This is a genomic window from Arthrobacter sp. Y3223166, assembly GCF_059090935.1.
In genome coordinates this window covers 208,540-230,552 of the sequence record NZ_JBNHGE010000002.1, presented here as the reverse complement: position 1 = coordinate 230,552, position 22,013 = coordinate 208,540, and the positions used below count along the sequence as shown (strand labels likewise).

At 68.7% G+C, this 22,013-nt stretch carries 21 protein-coding genes; 9 read left to right on the top strand and 12 right to left on the bottom strand.

Going from position 1 to position 22,013, the window contains the following annotated elements:
• Window positions 1-7 precede the first annotated feature (7 nt).
• Window positions 8-190, top strand: coding sequence for a hypothetical protein (locus AC5RUH_RS02610; RefSeq protein WP_493977043.1), 183 nt, complete (start codon window positions 8-10; stop codon window positions 188-190).
• 207 nt (window positions 191-397) lie between these two features.
• Window positions 398-1,903 carry an aldehyde dehydrogenase family protein gene (locus AC5RUH_RS02605; RefSeq protein ID WP_494127845.1) on the top strand — a complete coding sequence of 502 codons (1,506 nt, stop codon included), beginning with the start codon at window positions 398-400 and terminating at the stop codon, window positions 1,901-1,903.
• 109 nt (window positions 1,904-2,012) lie between these two features.
• Here AC5RUH_RS02605 and ligM read toward each other — a convergent pair whose 3' ends face one another.
• The 6 genes from ligM to AC5RUH_RS02575 form a co-directional block, all read right to left on the bottom strand.
• Window positions 2,013-3,419: a vanillate/3-O-methylgallate O-demethylase gene (ligM, locus tag AC5RUH_RS02600; protein ID WP_494127844.1), complete on the bottom strand. Its 1,407-nt coding sequence runs from the start codon at window positions 3,417-3,419 to the stop codon at window positions 2,013-2,015.
• A gap of 102 nt (window positions 3,420-3,521) precedes the next feature.
• Window positions 3,522-4,196 (bottom strand): GntR family transcriptional regulator, encoded by a 675-nt coding sequence (locus AC5RUH_RS02595; RefSeq protein WP_494127843.1) that lies wholly within the window; start codon window positions 4,194-4,196, stop codon window positions 3,522-3,524.
• Between the two features lie 52 nt (window positions 4,197-4,248).
• Entirely contained in the window at window positions 4,249-5,226 is a 978-nt protein-coding gene (locus AC5RUH_RS02590; protein ID WP_494127842.1) for a VOC family protein, read from the bottom strand.
• Window positions 5,227-5,244: 18 nt separating this feature from the next.
• The gene (locus tag AC5RUH_RS02585) at window positions 5,245-6,393 is read right to left on the bottom strand and encodes a 4-oxalomesaconate tautomerase (protein ID WP_494127841.1); all 1,149 of its coding nucleotides are present in this window, start codon (window positions 6,391-6,393) and stop codon (window positions 5,245-5,247) included.
• Complete coding sequence (locus AC5RUH_RS02580; RefSeq protein ID WP_494127840.1) at window positions 6,383-7,078, bottom strand: 4-carboxy-4-hydroxy-2-oxoadipate aldolase/oxaloacetate decarboxylase; 696 nt, start codon at window positions 7,076-7,078, stop codon at window positions 6,383-6,385. Before AC5RUH_RS02580 ends, AC5RUH_RS02585 begins: the two co-directional genes overlap by 11 nt.
• Complete coding sequence (locus tag AC5RUH_RS02575; protein WP_494024689.1) at window positions 7,075-7,809, bottom strand: PIG-L deacetylase family protein; 735 nt, start codon at window positions 7,807-7,809, stop codon at window positions 7,075-7,077. The genes AC5RUH_RS02580 and AC5RUH_RS02575 overlap by 4 nt, the downstream gene beginning before the upstream one ends.
• 189 nt (window positions 7,810-7,998) lie before the next feature.
• On the opposite strand from AC5RUH_RS02575, the gene purU reads away from it, so the two are divergent.
• Window positions 7,999-8,895 (top strand): formyltetrahydrofolate deformylase, encoded by an 897-nt coding sequence (gene purU, locus AC5RUH_RS02570; protein WP_494127839.1) that lies wholly within the window; start codon window positions 7,999-8,001, stop codon window positions 8,893-8,895.
• Here purU and AC5RUH_RS02565 read toward each other — a convergent pair.
• From AC5RUH_RS02565 to AC5RUH_RS02555, 3 genes are all read right to left on the bottom strand, one after another.
• Window positions 8,892-10,148: an aminomethyl transferase family protein gene (locus tag AC5RUH_RS02565; protein ID WP_494127838.1), complete on the bottom strand. Its 1,257-nt coding sequence runs from the start codon at window positions 10,146-10,148 to the stop codon at window positions 8,892-8,894. The two genes, purU and AC5RUH_RS02565, sit on opposite strands and share 4 nt — an antisense overlap.
• Window positions 10,145-10,321, bottom strand: a complete 177-nt coding sequence (locus AC5RUH_RS02560; RefSeq protein ID WP_494127837.1) for a hypothetical protein — start codon at window positions 10,319-10,321, stop codon at window positions 10,145-10,147. Before AC5RUH_RS02560 ends, AC5RUH_RS02565 begins: the two co-directional genes overlap by 4 nt.
• An 80-nt stretch (window positions 10,322-10,401) precedes the next feature.
• Window positions 10,402-12,072: a CocE/NonD family hydrolase gene (locus AC5RUH_RS02555; protein WP_494127836.1), complete on the bottom strand. Its 1,671-nt coding sequence runs from the start codon at window positions 12,070-12,072 to the stop codon at window positions 10,402-10,404.
• A gap of 234 nt (window positions 12,073-12,306) precedes the next feature.
• Between AC5RUH_RS02555 and AC5RUH_RS02550 the strand changes: the two genes are divergently transcribed.
• The 5 genes from AC5RUH_RS02550 to AC5RUH_RS02530 are packed head-to-tail and all read left to right on the top strand — an operon-like array spanning window position 12,307 to window position 17,033.
• Window positions 12,307-13,077: an ABC transporter ATP-binding protein gene (locus tag AC5RUH_RS02550; protein WP_494013144.1), complete on the top strand. Its 771-nt coding sequence runs from the start codon at window positions 12,307-12,309 to the stop codon at window positions 13,075-13,077.
• Window positions 13,074-13,787 carry an ABC transporter ATP-binding protein gene (locus AC5RUH_RS02545; RefSeq protein ID WP_494024419.1) on the top strand — a complete coding sequence of 238 codons (714 nt, stop codon included), beginning with the start codon at window positions 13,074-13,076 and terminating at the stop codon, window positions 13,785-13,787. Before AC5RUH_RS02550 ends, AC5RUH_RS02545 begins: the two co-directional genes overlap by 4 nt.
• Window positions 13,788-13,790: 3 nt before the next feature.
• The gene (locus AC5RUH_RS02540; protein ID WP_494024692.1) at window positions 13,791-14,675 is read left to right on the top strand and encodes a branched-chain amino acid ABC transporter permease; all 885 of its coding nucleotides are present in this window, start codon (window positions 13,791-13,793) and stop codon (window positions 14,673-14,675) included.
• Complete coding sequence (locus AC5RUH_RS02535) at window positions 14,672-15,703, top strand: branched-chain amino acid ABC transporter permease (protein WP_494024693.1); 1,032 nt, start codon at window positions 14,672-14,674, stop codon at window positions 15,701-15,703. Before AC5RUH_RS02540 ends, AC5RUH_RS02535 begins: the two co-directional genes overlap by 4 nt.
• 58 nt (window positions 15,704-15,761) lie before the next feature.
• Window positions 15,762-17,033 (top strand): ABC transporter substrate-binding protein, encoded by a 1,272-nt coding sequence (locus tag AC5RUH_RS02530; protein ID WP_494024694.1) that lies wholly within the window; start codon window positions 15,762-15,764, stop codon window positions 17,031-17,033.
• Window positions 17,034-17,082: 49 nt separating this feature from the next.
• Here AC5RUH_RS02530 and AC5RUH_RS02525 read toward each other — a convergent pair whose 3' ends face one another.
• The 3 genes from AC5RUH_RS02525 to AC5RUH_RS02515 are packed head-to-tail and all read right to left on the bottom strand — an operon-like array spanning window position 17,083 to window position 21,052.
• Window positions 17,083-19,215, bottom strand: coding sequence for an iron ABC transporter permease (locus AC5RUH_RS02525; protein ID WP_494024695.1), 2,133 nt, complete (start codon window positions 19,213-19,215; stop codon window positions 17,083-17,085).
• Window positions 19,216-19,232: 17 nt separating this feature from the next.
• Entirely contained in the window at window positions 19,233-20,201 is a 969-nt protein-coding gene (locus AC5RUH_RS02520) for an ABC transporter substrate-binding protein (RefSeq protein WP_494024696.1), read from the bottom strand.
• A complete protein-coding gene (locus tag AC5RUH_RS02515; RefSeq protein WP_494024697.1) occupies window positions 20,198-21,052 on the bottom strand; it encodes an ABC transporter ATP-binding protein in 855 nt (284 codons plus the stop codon). The genes AC5RUH_RS02520 and AC5RUH_RS02515 overlap by 4 nt, the downstream gene beginning before the upstream one ends.
• A 152-nt stretch (window positions 21,053-21,204) precedes the next feature.
• Between AC5RUH_RS02515 and AC5RUH_RS02510 the strand changes: the two genes are divergently transcribed.
• On the top strand, window positions 21,205-21,981 hold the full coding sequence (locus tag AC5RUH_RS02510; RefSeq protein ID WP_494024698.1) for a VOC family protein: 777 nt from the start codon (window positions 21,205-21,207) through the stop codon (window positions 21,979-21,981).
• Window positions 21,982-22,013: the final 32 nt, after the last annotated feature.

Below are 22,013 nucleotides of genomic sequence, written 5' to 3'. Positions count from 1 at the left end.
GACCACGATGAGCACGCACATCCACAGCATCCTGAACCGGGCCGGAGAAGAGATGGTGTACATCGGACCGGACCACCCTTCCTACGAACTGCTCGCCGGGCTGGTGGCCTCCGTGCACCAAGCCTGGCAGGAAGGCTACGACCAGGGCCGCAGCGGCGGCACGGACGAAAACCCGTACCGCGGCTACTAAAGCGGGCGGCGCCAGCCGGAAAATAGGGCGCACCAACCCCTAGCACTCCCCCCGCGGATAGGCAAAGCTGAAGGCAGGGGAAACTGGCGCCCACCACGCTCTGAGGTTGTCGCCTTCAGCCGGCAGGGGGCGCCGACGCTGAAGAACGTCGCTCCTGCAGTTCCGGCATGGGGCCGGAACGGTCAAAACACAGAGAGGTGTTTCGAGATGACTGACGTAGCAAGCGCTACCGGCGAAACCGGCCAGGTCACTACCGGGCTCTATATCGGCGGCGAAGTCCGGGACTCCGGCGAAAAATACGCGGTAGCGGACCCCGGCAAGCCGGGTTCAGTGGTCGGCTACGCGGCGGCCGCCACCCGGCAGGATGTGGCCGACGCCGTCGCCGCCGCGAAGTCCGCCTTCCCGGCGTGGGCTGCGCTCGGCGCCAAGGAGCGCGCCGCCCACCTCGGCGCGGCCATCGAAGGCATCGCCGATCTCCGTGATGAGGACGCGGCGATCCTGTCGCAGGAAAACGGCAAGATCCGCATGGAGGCCTGGGTGGACGCCCTGGTCTTCGAGATCCGCTTCCAGCTCGCCCTGGCGCTCGCGGACGAGGTGGAGCAGGGCAAGGTCCTCGAACCGGCCCCGGGCATCCCGGTGACCACCTCGGTGGCGTACCAGCCGCTGGGCGTGGTCACGGTGATCGTTCCGTTCAACTGGCCCATCGCCATCCTGGGCGCCTCGTTGCCGCACGCCCTGCTGGCTGGCAACACCGCGATCGTCAAGCCGCCGCCCACCACCCCGCTGGCAATCACCCGGGTAGTGCAGCGCGTGGCAGAAAAGCTGCCGCCGGGGGTGCTGAATATTGTCACCGGCCAGGACAGCGAGATGGGCGGCCTGATCCAGAACGACGACGTGGCGAAGGTCTGCTTCACCGGCAGCGTGGGCGGCGGCAAGAAGATGATGGAGATGGCGTCCAAGAGCCTGACCCGGGTCACCTTGGAGCTCGGCGGCAACGACCCGGCGGTGGTCCTCGAGGACGCCGTCCTGGACGACACGCACCTGGACCGGCTGTATGCCGCGGTCTTCGACACCACCGGGCAGATCTGCATGGCCGCCAAGCGCATCTATGTGCACCGCTCCCGGCTGGAGGAACTGGTCGCCGGGCTGTCCGAGCGGCTGGAGAAGGCCGTCGTCGGTTACGGCCTGGACGAGGGAACCACCATGGGCCCGCTGCACCAGCCTGCGCAGAAGACCTTCGTCGAAGAAATCATCGCCGAGGCGAAGGCCGCCGGGGCCGACGTCCGGGAATTCGGGGAACTGCCGGCGGACCCGGAGCTGCAGGGCGGCAACTTCCTGCGGCCGGCGTTGGTGGTCGACCCGGACCCGCAGCTGCGCGTGGTCACGCAGGAGCAGTTCGGTCCGGTCATCCCGATCCTCCCCTTCGACACCGAGGAGGAAGCACTGGCCCTGGCCAACGACACCTGGGCCGGCCTCTGCGGCTCGGTGTGGACCGCGGACACGGACAAGGCCAACGCCGTCGGCTCGCAGCTGGTCTGCGGCTACGTCTGGGTCAACGACCACGGCGCGACCCGCCTGGACCTCCGTGCGCCGTTCGGCGGCATGAAGCACTCGGGCTTCGGCCGCGAACAGGGCATCGAAGGCGTCCGCGCGTTCCAAGACACCCGCGCCATCGCCCACCTGGACGAGGCGGCGGCCGCCGCAGGCCACTAACCACGACGACGGCGGCGGGCTGACCGCGGCGGCGGGCGGCCCTTCGTCCGCCCGACGCGGAGGCACCAGAGGAACGGGGCCGGCCCCGCCTGCGGGACGGTCCCCCGGTTCAGACGGCCTGGGCGGTCCGCCAGCCGCCGCGGTATTCCTTGCGCGCGGTCACGGAGTAGGGCGCCGGGCTGACCACGGCCCGGACTTCCAGCTGCCGGTGCGGTTCCACGGTGGTCTTGCGGGTGCCGCCGTCGGGCTCGCCCCAGACCACGTTCACCTCCGTGCCGATCTCCACGTCGGGGTTGACCGTGGCCAGCGACAGCGCCCGCCGCTCGTTGGCGCTGTAACCGGTGAACAGGGACAGGCCCACGTTCGTGCCGCCGGCGTCGACAATGGAATCGTAGTTCGAGGAGCCGTAGTTGGCGTTGGGCAGGTCGAAGTACTTGTAGGGCGTTCCCTCCGTGTCGAACAGCGAGGCGAAGATTTTGGTCATGTCCTCGGCGTTCCAGGCCAGCGTGGCCTTCTTCCGCTGCGCCTGGCCGTCGATCTTCTCCAGCGCCTCGCGGCCGATGAAGTCGTGGTCGAACTTGATGAACGAGCCGTAGCCCAGCTCCCACGGGTTCAGGTAGTAATCCTCGATGTTGTCGGAGACGAAGCTGCCGGCCACGGCGTTGACAGCTTCGTAGCTGTCCGCACCCAGCCATTCCCGGTACGGACGAAGCTCTTCCCCGGAGTAGATGGCCGGCAGCGGGGACGGAATCCAACCCGATTCCAAGGTGTTGGACGAGTAGGCCCGGGCGCCGACGGGCAAGAGGCCGAGCTCCCGGCCGGCCTCCAATATGAACTCGCGGACGCGCTCGTAGGACTCGTAGGGCCCCCAGAGCTCCAGCCCGGGGGCGCCGGCCATGCCGTGGCGCAGCGTGCGCACCTGCGCCCCGGCCACCTGCATGTGGTCCATGCTGAAGAATTTCAGCTGCTCCACGGTGCCGCCGTTGAGCTTTTCGATGACCTGCCACGCGTTCGGACCCTGGATCTGGAACCGCCAGTACCTGCGCTGCACCGGCTTGCCCATTGGCCGCGACGGCGACCGCCGGTCCACCTCCAGCTCCACGTCGTACCCGCCGGTCTGCCCGTGAAAGAGCAGCCAGTTGGCCGCGGGGGAACGTCCCACGTAGACGAACTGGTCCTCGGCCTCGTGGAAGAGGATGCCGTCTCCGATCACGTGCCCGGAGGGCGTCGTCGGGACATATTGCTTGGCCCTGTTCACCGGGAAGGTGGCCACCGAGTTGATCGCGGTGTCGGAGATCAGTCTCAACGCATCGGGGCCCTTGATGAACAGGTTGTCCATGTGGTGGGACTGGTCGTACAGCACGGCGGTCTCCCGCCAGGCCCGGACCTCGCTGCGCCAGTTGGTGAATTCCGGTGCCACCACCGGGTAGACGTAGGCGCCGATCTGCGAATTGCGCAGCAGTTCCACCGTATTGCCGGCCTGGTCCAGGACGTCCTGCAGGTTCTGTGCACTCATGATTCCCCTATCCCCGCCGGCCGGGGGCCGGCGTCTCTTCCATGCCTCCATTGGCCGTAGGCATGCTGTGCGGTTTCGGGGCGGCAGGGGAACCGGCGTCTCTTAACGGCCGGGGTCCTCGGCCGCCCGCGTGATGGCATCGGCGACGCTCTTGAGGTGCTTATCCATGGCTGCGGCGGCCCGTTCCGGGTCCTTGGCGCAAACAGCGTCCACAATCTCCAGGTGTTCGGGCAGCGAGACGGCCGGCCGCCCCGGCTGCATGGCCAGCCGGAACTGGAAGCGGACGCTCTGGCCGCGCAGGCGCGCGATCAGTGCGGCCGCCGTTTCGTGCCGGCTCAGTTCGACGACCCGGCGGTGCAGGGTCTTGTTCAGGTCCGAATATCTCAGCAGCTCCCCGGCGGCCACGGCCCGGCTCATGGCCTCGCCCAGGGCCCGCAGTTCCTGCACGTCCTCGTCGGTGACCTGTTCGGCGGCCTTGGCCGCGCAGATGGCTTCCAGGGCGGCGCGGACCTCGGTGATTTCCACCGCTTCCTCCACCGCGACCGCGCGCACCCGGGCGCCCCGGTTCTGGATGCGCTCCACCAGCCCCTCCAGCGTCAGCTCCGCCAGCGCCGCCCGGACGGTGGCCCGGCTGGCATGGAACTCGGCGCAGATATCCGCCTCCACCAACCGCTGGTTGGGCACGAGTTCGCCCCGGTCGATCGCCCTTTTCAGCCCGGCGACGACGGCGGCCGGGTCGGTTGATCGGGGTGCGGCAGTTTGGCTGGCGGTGCTCACGGGAGGCTGCTCCATGCTTGGATAGTGTGCTGACGAAGTTGTTGCCAATAACCTAGCCCATCGGTTCTGAGTGCGTGTCCGGCACCTCGACGGGCGGTGTGCCGTGGGTATGGAAGGTCGAGATGGTCTGCATCCCCCAGGCCTGGCCCTTCTTCCGTTCCGTCTCGGTCCAGACCACCGGTTCCCAGTCCGGTGCCAGCAGGAGCCGCGCGCCGGCGTTGGCGAACTCGATGCGGTTCCCGCCCGGCTCGTAGACGTAGAGGAAGAACGTCTGGTTGATGGTGTGCTTGTGCGGACCGGACTCGATGTGGATGCCGTTCTCCAGGAAGATGTCGGCGGCCTTGAGGATGTCTTCACGGGTGTCCGGGGCGAAGGCGATGTGGTGCAGGCGGCCGGAGGCGCCCAGGTGGTCGGCCGAGTAGACCAGGTCATAGGACTTCTGGCCGAACCGGAACCAGTGGGCGGCCGTGCGTCCGTTGTCCAGCCGGATCAGTTCGCTGTCCTTCAGGCCCAGGACGTCGGCCGAAAACTTCGCGTTCTCCTCCACGTTGGCCGCCAGGTAGTTGATGTGGTCCAGCCGGCGGGCGTTGACCCCGTGGCCGGGGAACCGGGACGCTTGGTTCTTCAGGGCCGGCTTGTCGTCCGTGGCCCGGTACCACTCAGTCTCGTAGTAGACGGACATCGGGTGGCCGTCCGGGTCCGTGAAGTGGAACGACGGCCCGACGCCGAATTCACCGTCCCGCCACTCCCCGCCCTGCCCGGACTCCTGGATCGAAGCCACCAGCCGGTCCAGCGCCTCGGGTGAGGCCGCCCGGTGCGCGACCAGTCCGACGCCGGAGGCCTGCCGCGGGGTGAGCTTGATGCTCCAGTTTTCGTAGTCGTCCCAGGTGCGCAGGAAGACCGAGTCTCCGGCGCGGGCGGCCTCCCGCATGGCCAGCAGGTCGTTGAAGAACCAGTAGCTCTCGTCGAACTTGTCAGTGAACAGTTCGATGTTGCCCAGGTGGGCGATGTCGCGGTGCTGGGGTGTCATGGTCTTCCTTCATTTCGGTTACGGGGCCACCCGGTCTCGGGGAAAGACGGTGCCGTCGAACAGCTTCCGCGCCGTCCGCAGCACCGTGGAGGACGTGGTGGTGATGCCGGCGGGACGCTCGGCCAGTTCCGCGCCGACGTCCAGGTAGCCGGTGGGGTGCTCGAGTCGGAGCGGCCTTCCGCCGGCGGGGAGCCGGGCCAGTTCGTGTCCGACGGCGTTCGGCAGTTGGATGCCGGCCGCCACGGTGGTGGCGCCGAGCACGCCGATGGACGTGTGGCAGCGCACCGGCAGGAAGCTGCGGGTGTTGACCGTGCCCCCGTTCCGCGGCGCGGAGAGCAGCACCAGCTTCGGCACGGTCTTGCCGGACACGTCGCCCATGCCCATCAGCTTCGCCGCCTCAATCCGGATCCGGGCCAGCCGGTCCGCCAGGGCGGTGTCGGCTTCCAGCTCGGCCGGGTCCTCGTAGCCGGTGACCCCGAGATCGGCCGCGCGCAGCAGGACCGACGGCATGCCGTTGTCCACGCAGGTAACGTCGACGCCGTCCGCCACGTCCGCCTCCTGCCCGGTGGGCAGCAGCGCCCCGGTGGAGGAGCCGGCGGTGTCGGCAAAGTCCAGGGTGACCGGGGCGGCGGTACCGGGCACCCCGTCGATGGCCGCGTCCCCGCGGTAGTCCACCCGGCCGCCGGGCGTCGGGAAGGTGGCCGTGGCCCTGCTGTCTGTATTCACCATCCGGATGCGCACCGCCGTCGTGCTTTCCTGCGCCCGAAGCAGGCCGCGTTCGACGGCGAAGGGTCCGACGCCGGCGAGGATGTTGCCGCAGTTCTGGCTGTCCGTGACCGTCGCCTCGTCCACCGCGACCTGCAGGAACAGGTAGTCCACGTCGGTCTCTTCGCCGGCCGACGGCGAGATGACCGCCACCTTGCTGGTCAGCGGGTGGGCCCCGCCGATGCCGTCGATCTGGCGGGCGTCCGGGCTGCCCATGATCCGCAGCAGCAGGTCGTCGCGGTCGCCGCTGTGAGCCGGCAGGTCCGCGGCCAGGAAGTAGGCGCCCTTGGACGTGCCGCCGCGCATCAGCATGCAGCGGACGCCGTAGTCGTAGTCCCCGCCGGCTCCGGAAGGGGCGTCCGCGCCCAGGGGCCGGGCGTCGCCGTCGTGCTCAGCCGTCATAGTCTTCGGCCGCCACGTACTGAACGCCGAGCTTCTCCAGCACCGGCCGCAAGCCGTAGTAGTCCAGGCCCAGCGTCCCCTCCTGGAACCGGGACCGGGTCTTTTCCTCCTTGTCCAGGCGCGCCTGCGAAGCCTCGACCGCCGCCGGTGCTTCCAGTCGCGGCACGCAGACCACGCCGTCGTCGTCGGCCACGATCACGTCGCCGGGCCGGACAGCGACCCTTCCCAGGGTGATGGGGACGTTGACCGCCCCGGCGCTCGCCTTCACCGTGCCCTGGGCGTGGACGGCGGCGGACCAGGCGGGAAAGCCCATCGCCTGCAGTTCGGCCACGTCGCGCACCCCGGTGCTGGTGACCACGCCGCGGACGCCGCGGTACTGCAGGGCTGTGGCGAACAGTTCGCCGAACAGGCCGTCGGTGCATTCGGACGTGGTGGTGACCACCAGCATGTCCCCGGGGCGGCACTGCTCAATGGCCGCGTGGACCATCAGGTTGTCGCCGGGCCAGCAAAGCACCGTGACGGCGGTGCCGGCCACCCGGATGCCGGACTGGATCGGCCGGAACTGCGGTCCGGCCAGGCCGGTGCGGCCCATCGCCTCGTGGACCGTGGCGACGCCGAAGCCGGCGAGCGCGTTGGCGTCGGCCAGGTCGGCGCGGGGCGGGTTGGTGACGATGACGTTTTTCATGCCAGCGTGCCGGTCACTTGGGGGTAGTAGCGCATGTACGCCTCGCCCTTGGTGTCCGTGGGGAAGCCGAGGTTGGGCCCCGCGTTGCGTTTGACCTGCACGCCGCGGCGCGTGGCCAGGTCCGTGTAGTAGTCCCACATGTGCTGCTGCGCCGGCAGGCATTCCATCGCGGTGCGCTTGGCCGGGAAGGCCGCCGTGATGTCGAGCAGGACGTTGGGCTTGAAGTCGCTTTGCTCCGGCTGGTGCGGTTCGAAGAAGAACACCGGCGGGGCGCCCAGCGGGTCGCCGGGGGCGTCGTAGCCGATGGCCTGCGCCAGCACCCGCGCGTCCAGCGCCATCCGTGCCGCGGCCGGGTGGTCCCCGTTGTAGGGGTCGGCCAGCGGATGGGTCAGCACCACCGTGGGCTTGACCTCGCGGTAGATCCTGACCAGTTCATCCACCAGGTGCCGCGTGGGCACCAGCGGATAGTCGCCGGCGTCCAGGAAGCGGACCTCGGCGCCGAGCGCCGCGGCGGCGTTCTCCGCCTCCTGCCGGCGGATCGCCTTGATCTCTTCCAGTTCCTTGCCCTCGCGCCAGGCCTTGGCGGACTCGCCGCGTTCGCCGTAGGACAGGCACACGACGACGGCGCGTTCCCCGCGCTGTGCCGCGGCGGCGATGGCGCCGCCGGCCCGCCAGACGAAGTCGCCCGCGTGCGCGCTGACCACCAGCAGGGCCGGCTCGGTGTCGCTCAAGGGTCCTCCCGGGGTGGTTGTCCTAGGGGAAGTCAACCACCGGGAACCAGAATCGTCAACAATTCTGGTTTCACTTTCCGTGCGTGCCAAAGGAGTGGCAACATCGGTCCCTTCCCACCAGGAGCCTCCGGGCCGCGGGCCTGCTAAATTATTCGCAACAAACTGCGAGCCCTCGGAAGGCAGGGCGCCATGACTACCTACCCGCAGAAGCCCCCGGCAGGAGCGCCGTCGACAGAAGACCAGGGGCGGTTGATCGTCCAGGGCACCGACCGGCCGGGCATCGTCGCCAGCGTTTCCACCCTGCTGACCGAGGCCGGCGCCAACATCGTCTCGCTGGATCAGCACTCGACCAATCCCGAAGGCGGCCGGTTTTTCCAACGGACGGTTTTCCATCTGCCCCACCTGACGGCCCGGGTGGAGCAGTTGGCGCACAGCCTGGAGCAGCAACTGTCCGGCGACCCGGACCTGTCGTGGCGGCTGGTGGAAGTCAGCCGGCAGAAGCGCGTGGCGATCTTCGTGTCCAAGTCGGACCACTGCGTGCTGGACTTGCTCTGGCGGCAGCGGCGGGGCGAGCTGCCGGTGAGCATCGCCATGGTCGTCTCCAACCATCCCGATCTCAGCTCCGATGTGCGCCAGTTCGGGATCCCCTACTTCCATGTGCCGGTGGACAAGGAGGATAAAGCCGCGGCCGAGAGGCGCCACCTGGAGTTGCTTCAGGGCAACGTGGACCTGGTGGTCCTGGCCCGGTACATGCAAATCATCTCGCCCGGCTTCCTGGAGGAGGTGGGCGTCCCGGTCATCAACATCCACCACTCGTTCCTCCCCGCCTTTATCGGCGCGGCACCGTACCGCAAGGCCAAGGAACGCGGCGTCAAACTCATCGGGGCCACGGCCCACTACGTCACGGAAGACCTGGACGAGGGGCCGATCATCGACCAGGACGTCATCAGGGTCTCGCACAGCGACTCCGCGGAGGACCTCGCCCGGCTGGGCGCCGACGTGGAACGCAGCGTCCTGTCCCGCGCGGTGATGGCCCACTGCGAGGACCGGGTGCTGCGCGACGGCAACAGCACCATCGTGTTTTAGAGGTTGCCGCGCGTCCGGGCCACGTTGCTGCCGCCGCCGAGTCCGTTGATCATCGACGGCGCGGCGCGCGCGGGGTCAGGATCGGTAGGTCTTCCGCGCGAAGTCGGCGTACGGCACCGGGGCGACCGTCGCCCGGATTTCCACCTGGCGGTGCGGCTCGACCTGGGGCTTGCGGGTATTGGGCTCCTCGCCCCAGAGCACGGTGACTTCCGTGCAGGTGCGCTGTGCCGCTTCTCCACGGTGGCCAGCGAGAGGAAGGCCTGCTCGTTGGCCGCATAGCCGCAGTCGAAGGACAGGCCGGCGGGTTCCCCGCCTGCCAGCACCTGGTCCACCTGGTAGAACGCGTAGCGGGCCTTGGGCATATCGAAGTACTTGGCCGGCAGCCCGTCCTCGCCGAGCGACTTGAACACGCCGGCCACGTCGTCGCTGTTCCAGACCAGCGTGACCTTTTCGCGGGCCGGGTTTTCCCGCATCCGCTCCAGGGCGCTGCGGCCCAGGAAGTCATGGTCGAAGGAGACCACGCGGCCGTAGTTCAGGTCCCAGGGCGTCAGGTAGTAATCCTCGATGTTTAAGGAGGCGAAGCTTCCGCCGAGGGACCCGGCGGACGCCAGCGGCAGCCACTTCCGGTAGTCGGCGAGCCGGTCTCCGCTGAAAATGGCGGGCACCGGCGTCGGCACCCACCCGGAGCCGAGCGGGGAGGTGGAGTAGGCCTTGGCGCCCACTTGGCGCAGATCAAGCTCTTCGCCCGCCTCGAGGATGGCCTGGCGGACGCGCTCGCCCTCCTGCCATGGGCCGAAGATCTCGAACCCGGCCTGGCCGGCGATGCCGTGCCGGATCGCCCGGACCCGGCAGCCGGCGATCGTGAAGTCGGTCATGTGGAAGAACTTCACGTCGGGAACCGGCCCACCGGTGAGCTTCTCCACCAGCGGAAGCGCCTGCGGCCCCTGCAGTTCATACCGGTAGATCTTCGGGTTGCCCTTCCGGACCAGGGAGTTGCCATCGCGCTCGGCTGCGGCGTCGTAACCGCCCTTCCCCAGGTGGAACTCCACCCAGTCCACGACCATGTGATGGCCCACCAGGTTGAAGCTGCCCTCGGCCAGGCAGGCCAGGATGGCGTCACCGATCAGGTGGCCGTCCTCGTTGACCGCGACGAACTGCTTCGCGGTGTTCGGCCGGAAGTTGGCGAACTTGTTCACGCCCAGGTCGCTGAGCAGCTTCAGGGCGTCGGGTCCGTTAAGGTACAGGTCGGTCATGTGGTGGGACTGGTCCAGCAGGGCGACGGACTGGTCCCAGGCCGCTGCTCCGACCGCCAGTTGGTGAACTCCGGCTGGATCGGAAAGACGATGGGCAGCGCGGGCAGATTCCGCAGCAGCTCCACCGGATTGCCGGTGCGTTGGATGGCATCTTCGAGGTTTTCGGCAGGCATGTCATGTTCCCTTCGGTGATCTGGTTCCACGGCCGGGCCGGCTGGCCGCCGTGCGCGGCCCGGGCTGCGGCGTGTTGCGTTTAGCCCGGGGTTTCGGCGAACACTGGGAGCACCAGGTGCGAGGCGGATTGCCCGCCGGTGTGAATGCGGTGCTCCCCGCGGTTGACCGAGTCCTCGTGCCGGGCGTAGAGGTCGGGCTTGGGGTAGCGCATGACGTCGGACCCCTGCACCACCAGGACCAGGGTGTCCCCGGCCTCGAAGCGGGTACCGGAGGGCAGGATCTCGATCTCCAGCCGGACCGGGCCGTCCTGGGGCAGCGGCAGGGCCCGCCGGTGGGCCAGCACCGGGAGGTAGCCGGTGGAGCGGACCGGATCGAGTTCACGGTGGGAGGCGCGCTGCCAGCCCACCGCGACGGGGCCGTCGTCGAAAATGGCGTAGTAGGGGAAGCCGACCACCGTGCCGTCCCGGTCCTTCTTGAACAGTGCCACGAAGACGTCCAAATCCTCGGCGTCCGGGGCCGACAGGAAGAGCACGGCCTTGGCGTGGCCCACGAGCATGGTCTCCTCGCGGAAGGCGAGGCTGAATTCCGCCCGGTGCGGCCGCAGCCCGCTGCCCAGCGAGTCGTAGGCGGCGGCCCCTTCTGCGGCGGGCGGCTCGTCCGCGAGCGAGCCGGCTGCGGCATCGAGATAAAGGGTGCGGTACCGGGTCTGCGGCGCCGGCCAATCGGCGGCAGCGTAGGTGCTCCCCTCGTAGAAGCGGTCCCGCACCTCCAGCCGCACCCGCGGCCAGTCCGCCAGTCCGCTGTCCCGCCCGTGGAGGAAGTAGTCGAAGAAGATCCGCTGCTGCTCCACCATGCCGGGGCGGTAGTACTCGGCCCACTTCTTCCGGCCGTGCACGTACAGCCATTTCTCCTCGGAGGCGATCCGCCGGAAGCCCTCCAGGGTTCCCCGCGTGTGCAGCCCCTGGTCCGACCAGCTGGCGACGACGAACGCCGGGACGGTGACCTTCTCCAATTCGGCGCTCTTGGACTCCCAAAAGGCGTCGTAGAACGGATGCGCGGCCGTTTCGGCTTCCAGGTCTTCGATGGGGCCGGTGGCGTAGCCCCAGCGTTCCCAGATGTAGGGCCAGAACCACGTTTCCGGGATGCCGCCGTGCCGCGCGACTTCCCGATAGGTGTCGGTCCAGCCTTCCCAGGGGTTGATTGCGGCCAGGTGCGGCGGGTCCAGCTCGGCCACGCGCCACTGGGAGACGGTCAGGTAGGAGACGCCGGACAGTCCGACCTTGCCGCTGCTCCATTCCTGCCCGCCGGCCCACTCGATCAGGTCGTAGAAGTCTCTGGCTTCCTCCGGAGAGCAGTAGGTTGCCGCGCCCTCCGAGTACCAGGTGCCCGGGATGTCGGCCACGACGACCGCGTAGCCGTGCGGCACCCAGTAGGCGGGGTCCGGCGCCTCGAAGGTCGTCAGCCCGCTGGTGTAACCGGCCAGCACCCCGCTGGTGGGGCGGACCACGCCCAGCTGCTCGGTGATGTGCTTACCGTACGGCGACCAGCTGACCAGCGGAGCGGCGGGCACCGCGCCGTCGGGCCGGTAGACATCCACGCGGATCACCGCGCCGGACGACGCGGCCACGGCGACGTCCCGCTCGATGACCATGCCGGGCAGATGTTCGGTCCGCGGCTGCGGCGGACGGCCGCCGCGCTCCTCGGGAGCATGGCGGTGTCCCCTGAAGAGATACGGGATGGAGCCAGACATCGTGTCCGCCTTTCCGCGGTGCAGCCGTGCAGCCGTCGAACGCCTGTTGTTTCCCCTGCCTGACGACGGCGGCCATAACGTTCCCATCACCGCCTTGACATGAGATAGATCACATCGTTAGCTTCAATGTCAACATTCTTGTTAGCACCAGCCGGCCCACGGCGCCGGAATGAGCAGTCTCCCGCCTCCAGGAAGCGTTGAATCCATGTGGCGTATGGCAGAGAGTGTGCGGCCATGACGGCCCGGCTGACCGTCGAGGATGTTTCTCTGCACTTTGGCGGCATCACGGTGCTGGATTCTGTTTCCTTCGAGGTGGAACCGTCGACGGTCTTCGGGCTCATTGGCCCCAACGGCGCCGGCAAGACGTCCCTGTTCAACTGCGTCAGCGGACACTACAAGCCGTCGTCGGGGTTCATCGGCATCGACGGCGCGGACGTCCTCTCCCGTGCGCCGTCTGCCCTGGCGCGGATGGGGCTGGCCCGCACGTTCCAGCATCCCGCGCTGCAGTTGGACCAAACGGTGCTGGACAACGTGCTCCTCGGCGGCCATTCACGGCTGTCCGGCGGTGCGCTGTCCTGGGCGCTCCGGCTCCCGCACGCCGTCCGCGGCGAGCGCGCGCTCCGCCGGCGGGCCCATGACGTCCTTGCCCGGTTGGACCTGGACTGGGCCACCCGGCTGCCGGCCGGCGAGCTGGCCCACGGCTTCCGCAAGCGCGTGGAGTTGTGCCGGGCGCTGCTCAGCCAGCCCAAACTGCTGCTGCTGGATGAGCCGGCCGCCGGGCTTTCGCACGCGGAAGTCGAGGACCTGATCGGCTGGATCAGGAACCTGCGCGCGGAATTCGAGCTGACCATCGTCGTCGTCGAACATCACATGGGTTTGATTTCCGCGGTGACGGACCGCCTGGCCGTGCTCAACCAGGGGCGGAAGCTGGCGGAGGGCACGGCGGCCGAGGTCCGGCAGGATCCGCGCGTGGTCGAGGCGTACCTCGGGCAGGGGGCGGCATGACGGGCCTCCTCGAACTCTCCAACGTGCGCGCCTGGTACGGCCGGGCCGTGGCGCTGCACGGCATCAGCCTGAGCGTGGCCGACGGCGGCGCGACCGGCATCCTGGGCGCCAACGGCGCCGGCAAGACCACGACGTTGCGCGCCATCAGCGGCATGGTAAAGACCAGCGGGGACATCACCTTCGAGGGCCGCAGGATCGGCGGGATGCGGCCCGACCAGGTGGCCCGGCTGGGTATCGCCCACGTGCCGCAGGACCGCGGCACCCTGGCCAACCTCAGCGTGCAGGACAACCTGCTGGTCGGTGCTTACCGGCGCAAGGACCAGCGCGGCGTCGCCGCCGACCGGGACCACTACTTCGATCTCTTCCCGCAGCTCGCGGCGCGGAGCAAGACACCGGCCGCCGCGCTGTCCGGCGGTGAGCAGCAGATGCTCGCGATCGGGCGCGCCTTCATGTCCGGGCCCAAGCTCGTGCTGCTGGACGAGCCGTCTTTGGGGCTGGCGCCCAGCACGGCCGGCCAGGTCTACGAAGCGATCACCAAACTGCGCACCGAAACGGGGTTGTCCATGGTGGTGGTGGAGCAGAACGCTGCCCTGGCCTTCTCCATTGTGGACGAGGCCACGGTCCTGGAAACCGGGCACGCCGTGCTGTCCGGGCCGCGCGAAGAGCTTATGGGCCTGGAAGCCATTCGCAAAGCGTACCTGGGCGGGTGAGCCGTGGATTCACTGTTCCTGCAGCTCATCATCGACGGCCTGGGCAACGGGGCCATCTACGCCGCCCTGGCGCTCGCCATCGTGCTGGTGAACAGGGCCACCGGGCTGATCAATTTTGCGCAGGGCGCCATGGCCGTGTTCTCCACCTTCCTGGCTTGGACCCTGTGGCAGGCCGGCATTCCGCCGGCGCTCGCCATTCCCCTGGCGATCCTGGTCTCGGCGCCGCTGGGCGCCGGGGTGGAGCGCCTGATCATGCGGCGCTTCGAGCGCGGACTGCCCGACACCGCCATCATCGTCACGGTGGCCCTGCTGGTGCTGTTCACCGGGCTGGCCGGCCTGTTCTGGGGCTACAACTCCCAGCAGTTCCCCTCGCTCTTCGCGCTGGGCACCTTCCAGGTCGCCGGGGCCTTCATCAGCTATCAGTCGCTGGGCAACATCGTGGTGCTGCTGCTGGTGGTGCTGGCACTCCAGCTGCTGTTCAAGAAAACCAAGCTCGGCCTGGCCCTGCGGGCGGTGGCGGACAACCCCGAGTCCAGCGCGCTCTCGGGCATCCCGGTGGGCCGGCTGCTCATGGTGGGCTGGGCCCTGGCCGCCGTGCTGGGCGCCATCGCGGGCGTGTTGATCGCCCCGAAGGTCTTCCTGTCCCCGCACATGCTGGACCAGGTGCTGGTCTACGCCCTGGCCGCCGCCATCCTCGGCGGCCTCAACAGCCCGCTGGGCGCGGTGGTTGCCGCCGGCCTGATCGGCGTGGTGGAAAACCTTGCCGGGGCGTACATCGGCTTTATCGGCGACGACCTCAAGATCGCCGTGCCGCTGATCGCCATGTTCATCGTGCTGCTGGTCAGGCCCCAGGGCCTCTTCGGGCAAAAGGAGGTGGTGCGGGTATGAAGCGCAACGTCTTCGCCTCGCGCTGGTTCCGGATCGCGGTTGCCGCCGTCGTCGTCGTGCTGGCGGTCCTGGCGCCGCTGCAGCTCATCCCCTACGTGAACTACCAGCTGACCGTGGTCGCCGCCTTCGCCGTCGCGATCCTGGGGCTCAACCTCGTGACCGGGTACGCCGGGCAGATCTCGCTGGGCCAGAGCGCGTTCGTGGGGCTGGGCGCCTACGTCACCGCGTACGGCGTCACCGAGGGCTGGCCGGTGCTGCTGACCTTCGTGCTCGCCGCCCTGATCCCCGCCGTCGTCGGTTTCCTGGTCGCCCTTCCCGCGGTCCGGCTGCGCGGGGTTTCGCTGGCCATGGTCACCATCTCGCTGCCGATCATCGCGGACCGGCTGGCCAAGCGGCTGGACGATTTCACCGGCGGCTCCGTCGGCATCACCGTGCAGTGGATGAACGCCCCGGACTGGACCGGCTTGGCCGACGACCAGTGGCGGTACTACGTGGTGCTCGGCATCGCCGCCGTGCTCTTCGTGCTGGCGGCCAACCTGACCCGTGGCCGGATCGGACGGGCCTTCGCCATCGTGCGCGAGAACGAGGCCGTGGCCACCGCGATGGGCGTCTCCAATTACCGGTACAAGGTCCTCGCGTTCACCGTCGCGTCCCTGTACGGCGGCGTCGCGGGCTTCCTGTACCTGGCCGCCGTGCAGTACATGTCCCCGGCCACCCTCAGCTTCGTGGTCTCCATCAACATGCTGGCGGCCATGATCATCGGCGGGTCGGCCAGCATTCTCGGGTCCCTGCTGGGCGGACTCTTCTTCGTTTTCATTCCGGTCCTGGCCGGGCAAATCGATGCCTCGCACACCCCGATCATCTACGGCGCGGCCCTGCTGGTCATCCTGTTCCTGGCACCCGGCGGGCTGGTGACCCTGCCGGCGCTGCTGCGGCGGATGCGCCGCCGACGCGCGGAGCCCGAGGCCGCCCTCAAGGCTCCCGAGACCGGCCCGGAGGTCCATACCCCGACCACCACGGCGATGTGAGCCGGCGGGGGGCAACTCACCGATCCAGCACAAGGCCCACAAGGCTAAGGAGAGAACAATGCGAACACGGCAGATCGGACGCGGCGCCACGGGTGCCGTGGCGGCCGCGGCGGCCCTCACGCTCGCGCTCAGCAGTTGCGGCCGGGGCGACGGCGGCAACTCGCCCGAGGGCAGCCCGGGCGCCACGGAGGGCGGCGGAGCCGAACAGGGCATCACCGACACCAGCATCCTGCTCGGCAGCACCACCTCGCTCAGCGGCGTGGCCGGGGCGCCGGGCAGCTGCCTGGTCGCGGGCATGGAGGCCTACTTCGGCGCCGCCAATGCGGACGGCGGGGTGGAATTCGGCGACGGCAAGACCCGCAAAGTGGAGCTCAAAGCGTACGACGACGCCTACGATCCCGGCCGCGCCGTGGCGAACTTCCGGCAGATGATCGCCGAGGGCGTCTTCGCCGACGTCAACGGTCTGGGCACCCGCACCAACCTGGCCGTCATGCCGGTGGCCACCGAGGAAGAATTCCCGCAAGTGTTCGTGGCCTCCGGAGACTCGGTGTTCAGCGAAGACCCCGAGGCCAACCCGTGGACCATCGGCTGGATGCCCACCTACTATGCCGAAGGCAACTCCTTCGGCAAGTTCCTGGTGGACTCCGGCACGGCCGTCACCGTCGCCGTGCTGGAACAGAACGACGACGCCGGCAACGAGTTTGTTGCCGGGCTGGAGGACGCCATCGAAGGCTCGGAGGTGGAGATCGTCCAGCGGGCGACGTTCGAACCGGGCGACCCGACGGTGGACGCGCAGATGGCCCAGCTCGCGGACAGCGAGGCCGACGTCTTCTTCTCGGCCAACACGGTGCCGGCGCTGACGGCGTCGTCGATGGTCCGCGCGCAGGACCTTGGCTGGAACCCGTCCATCTTCCTGGCGGCCGTGGCCGCCAACGAGCGGGACGTGCTGGAACCGGGCAATGCCAGCGCCTTCCCGAACGTGTACAGCACCGGCTTCACCAAGCAACCCACGCAGACCGACGACGAGGAAGTGAAGCAGTTCCTGGCCGACATCAAGGAGTACGCCCCCGATACCGCCGACCAGGTCATCCCGCATTGCCTCTGGGGCTACGCCACCGCCGCCACCCTCGAGGAAGCGTTCAAGAACATGGCCGAGCCGACCCACGAGGCGCTGATGGAAGCGGTCCGCAACGTCAAGGACTTCGAGCCGCCGCTGCTGCTCGACGGCCTGAGCGTGGACACCACCACCAACATGGCGCCGATCTCCGAGGTACAGGTCCAGGAGCACACCGACGAGGGCTACGTGCCGGCGGAGTCCTTCACGCCCTAACGGCACCCCGTGCGCCGGAACGGTTCCGGCCGTTCCGGCGCCCGAAGGGTCATGCAGTCCGGTCGACGCGTGAGCGCCAGAGCAAGTACACGAAGTACGGGGCGCCGACCAAGGCGGTCATGATGCCGGCCGGGATCTGTGCCGGGGCGATGACCGTCCGCCCGATGATGTCCGCCAGCACCACAGTGCAGGCGCCGAGCATTGCGGCCACCGGCAAAACCCGGCTGTGCCGGGCGCCCACGAGCGACCGGGCCGCGTGCGGGGCGACCAGGCCAACGAAGGCGATCACGCCCACCGAGGACACCGCGCCCGCGGTCAGCAGCACCGCCGTCGTCAGCAGCAGCAGCCGGGTGCCGTTCAGGCCGACGCCCAGAACGCGCGGGGAATCGTCGTCGACGGCGATCAAGTCCATGTCGCGGCGCAGTCCGGCCAGCACCGGCACGGCAAGAACCAGCGCGGCAAGCGGCGGCAGCACCGAGGCGAAGGTCCGGCCGTACGTGGAACCCGAGAGCCAGGTCAGGGCTTTCGTCTGGTTGTAGGGGTCCGTGGTGACCAGCAGGACTGCGATCACCGCGGTGAGCGCGGCGGAGACGCCAATGCCGATCAGGACGAGCTTGTTCTGCTGCAGGCCGCCACGGAACGCCAAACCAAACACCAACAGAGCCGTCAACGCCGATCCGACCAGCGCGGTTCCGGTGACCGCCCAGGCGCCGGCCAGCGGAACAGTGGTGATGACGATGATTGCCGCGAGCCCGCCGCCGCCGGACACGCCGATAATGCCCGGTTCGGCCAGGGAATTCCGGGACACCGCCTGGATCAGCGCTCCGGCGAGCGCCAGCGCCGCACCGGCCAGCACTGCCGCCACAACGCGAGGCATCCGCGTACCCAGAACCGCGCTCACGCGGTCTCCGGATTGACCGGTGAGCCAATTGGCCAGATCGCCGAGCAGCAATTTTGCGTCGCCGAGCAGCGCCCCGGCCACCACCAGGCCGGCCAACAGGAAGACAAGCCCCAAAACCACGCTGAGATAAAACGTGCGGGAACGCAATCTGGCCAGGGCGTCGCCGGCTGCGCTGAGTCCGGCGTCCGGCATCCGCAGCGCCAGGATCACCAAGAACACCGCGCCGAACACCGTGGTGACCGCACCGGTCGGCACTTCCACCCCGGCCTGCGCACCGAGCACCACCCGGACCGCCACATCGGCGCCGACCACGACCACCGCGCCCGCCAGCCCCGAGATGGGCAGCAGCACCCGGTGGTGGCCCAAGCCCCGGACGCGGGAGGCCAGCAGCCGCACGATGGCGGGTGCGCACAGACCCACGAAGCCGATCGGACCCGCAACGGTCACCGCGCAAGCGGACAGCATCACGGCCAGGACGATCGCGCCGGTGCGCGCGATCCGGGGGTCGGCGCCGGCCAGCCGGGAAGCATCGTCGCCCAGACCCAGCAGGTCCATCCTCCGGGCCAGGAACATCAGCCCGGCAACAGCCAGCAGGATGATCGGGGTGAACTGCAGCAGCTCATCATTCCTGGTTTGGGTAATGCTGCCCTTGCCCCAGGCATACAAGCCGGTGGTCTCCTGGCTGAACAACAGCAGCAGGCCGCTGGTAGCCGAGTGAAGCCCCAGGGCGAGGGCGGTTCCGGCCAACACCAGACGGATCGGGCCGCCATTGCTGTTGGCCCCCGCCCCGGACAAGGCAAGCACCAGTGCAGCAGCGGCGAGGCCACCGATGAATGCGAGGCCGCCGGAGAGCAGCGCGGGTAGCGTGATCCCAAACGCGGCGACCGCGACGATCGCCAGATGGGCGCCGGCGTCGACCGCCAGCGTATCCGGGGACGCCAGGACATTGCGGGTAGCGGACTGCAAGGCGGCACCCGCTACCCCGAGGGCAACGCCGACCAGGATTCCGGCCAGCAGCCGCGGAATGCGGGAAGCAACCAAAACGGCGGTCTGCTGGTCGGAACCGCCGCCGTCGAGCAGGCCGAGCAACTCGGCCAGCCCGACGGCGGCGGTCCCTTGGGTGAGGTGGACCAGTGAGAAGAGGAGCAGGAGCACCAGTCCGCTTCCGGCGACCACCCCTGTTGCGGCCCGTCGCCCGCCTGCCCCGGCGGGAACCGGTTCGGGAGCCCCTGCAACGGCCGCCTGCACGGACGGCGCGGGCCTATTCACCGTCTCGGTCATGGTTGGTCCGTCCCGTGCTACTTGGTGAGCGTGGAAACTATGGCGTCGACGTACTGGGTCATCGACGCGGGACCGCCGAACAGCCAGATGCCGTCCTCCAGCCTGTGGACCTCGCCGGCCTGCACGAACGGCAGCGACTTCCAGACGGCGTTGTTGGCCAGTTCGTCGGTGAAATCGCCCTCGACGCTGTTGGTGATGTAGACGAAGCTGTCCGCGTCAACCGTGGTCAGCCCCTCAACGTCGGTGGAGGCCAGGCCGTAGGCGGCATCTCCTTCGAGGTCCCAGGGAGAGACCAACCCCAATCCGGTGTTGATGTCGGCCAGCAACGAACCTTCAACGAAGGGCCGGATCGAGACCTGGCCGTCTGCCACCCAGCCGTCGGCGAAAGCGACCCGCGAGCCGGCAAGTCCTGCTTCTTCCAGTGCGGCTTTGCCATCCGCCATGGCGGCGTCGAACTCGGCGATGGCGTCGTCGGCCTTCGCTTCGGTGGCTGTGGCCTCGGCGATCAGCCGAAGGTTGTCCTTGGCCTGATCGATCTGGCGGCTGGCGTCGGCGGACTTAACCACCACCACCGGGGCCAGCTCTTCCAGCTGGGAAACGACGTTCTCGGCCAGGTCGGTGGTGGCGACAATCAGGTCCGCGTCCAGCGAGGCGATCGTGTCGAAGCTTGGTTCACCGCGGGTGCCGATGTCAGTTACCGTGTCGTCCAGCGGAGCGGCATTCACCCAGGCGCCATAGCCCTTGACGTCGGCGACGCCGACCGGCATCACGCCCAGGGTGACCAGGTTTTCAACCACGTTCCACTCGGTGCCGACCACGCGGGTGGCCGGTCCTGAGAGCTCCACGTCTACGCCGCGCGAGTCGGTGACCGTGAGGCTGCCGCCGCTGCCGGCGGCTGCGGGTTCGGCAGGCTCTTCGGTGGTGCCACAGCCGGTGAGCAACAATGCCACGGCGCCGAGGGCCGCCAGGGCCTTATGGATCTTCATGGACGGATGGTCCTTTCGTGTTGGTCATGCGTTTGGTCGGTGTGCCGCCCCACGGCCCGGGTGCGCAGCCGCCCGGTCAGCGGGTCGGCATGGGTGACAATGGGGATGGAGTAAACCTTGCTGAGCAGCTCCGCGTCCAGCGCCTCGTGGGCCGGGCCGGCGGCTGCGATGCGGCCTTCCGAGAGCACCACGACGTGGTCGGCCAGCGCGGCGGCCTCGTCGAGATCGTGCAGTACCAGGCCGATCGCTACGCCGTGGACACGGGCCAGGTCATAGACCAGATCGAGGATCTCCACTTTGTAGCGCAGGTCCAGGTGATTGGTGGGCTCGTCCAACAGCAGCACGGCAGCATCCTGCGCCAGGCAGCTGGCCAGCCACACGCGCTGCAGCTGGCCGCCGGACAGTTCCTGGACGCCCCGGTTCGCCAGATCCGTGATCCCCGTGAGCAGCATCGCCCGTTCGACGGCGACGGGCCCCTCAGGATCGGCAGCCCTCCAGCGTCCGCGGTACGGGTGGCGTCCGAATTCCACCACCTCGCGAACGCTTAGTCCATGGGGAACCGGCCGGCTCTGCGACAGGAGAGTCACGTGTCTGGAAAACTCGCTGCGTTTCATCATGAGCGCATCGGTTGGGGCTCCGTCGTCGGGCTGCACGGTGATCGTTCCGGCAGACACGGCGTGCAGCCGCGCGAGCGCCCGCAGCAGGGTTGATTTGCCGCTGCCGTTCGGACCGACGAGTGCGATGATCCGCCCCGGCTCCAACTGAAGGCCGGCACCGTGGACAACGTCCTTGTCCCCATAGCGCAGCACTAAGTCGCGTGCGTGGAGTCCTGCTCGTGTTGGTTGGATCACGCGGAACAGATTAGCTAAGGCTTACCTAATTAACCTAATGCGGCCGCAATGTTGCGGCGCCCCTCGGTCCCCCGGAACACCCATTGCCGCCGCGGCCCGGGCCCGAGTAGGCTCGCGCTTGTTTCCACTCAACCGCGGAACAGGAGCCAGCCATGCCCAAGCCCACCCTCGCCCCCGGTGCACCCTGCTGGGTGGACCTGATGACCTCCGATCCGGACAGGGCCAAGCAGTTCTACACGGAGCTTTTCGGCTGGACCTATGAGACCGGCGACCAGGAGAAGTACGGCGGCTACATCATGGCCTTCAAGGACGGCCATGCCGTTGCGGGCATCATGCAGAGTCAGCAGGCCGACACCCCGGACACGTGGACCACCTACCTGCGCGTGGATGACATCGACACCACCGCCAGCATCGCCGCGGCCCACGGCGGCCAGGTCTACGTTGAGCCGATGGAGGTTCCCGAACAGGGCAAGATGGGCATGCTCGCCGACCCCGGAGGGGCCGCCGTCGGCCTCTGGGAGTTCGCCGGGCATACCGGCTACGAGTTGGCCGCCGAGCCTGGCTCCCCCGCCTGGCACGAACTCTTCACCCGCGACTACCCCGCCACCGTGAAGTTCTACCAGGACGTGTTCGGCTGGGACACGGACGTCATGAGCGACACCGACGAGTTTCGCTACACCACGCTTGGCTCCGGCGACACCGCGGCGGCCGGGATCATGGACGCCGGCGCCTGGCTGCCCGAGGGCGTCCCGGCGCACTGGCGCATCTACTTCGCCGTCGAGAACGCCGACGCGGCCGTCGACAAGGCCACCGCCCGGGGCGGGAGCGTGGTCCAGCCCGCCGAAGACACGTCCTTCGGTCGCGTCGCCACCCTGACCGACCCGACCGGCGCCATGTTCCTCGTGGTCCAGGAGTTGCCGCACGCCTAGCCCCCCGGAAATTGCGGGCCGGGCCCATCAGG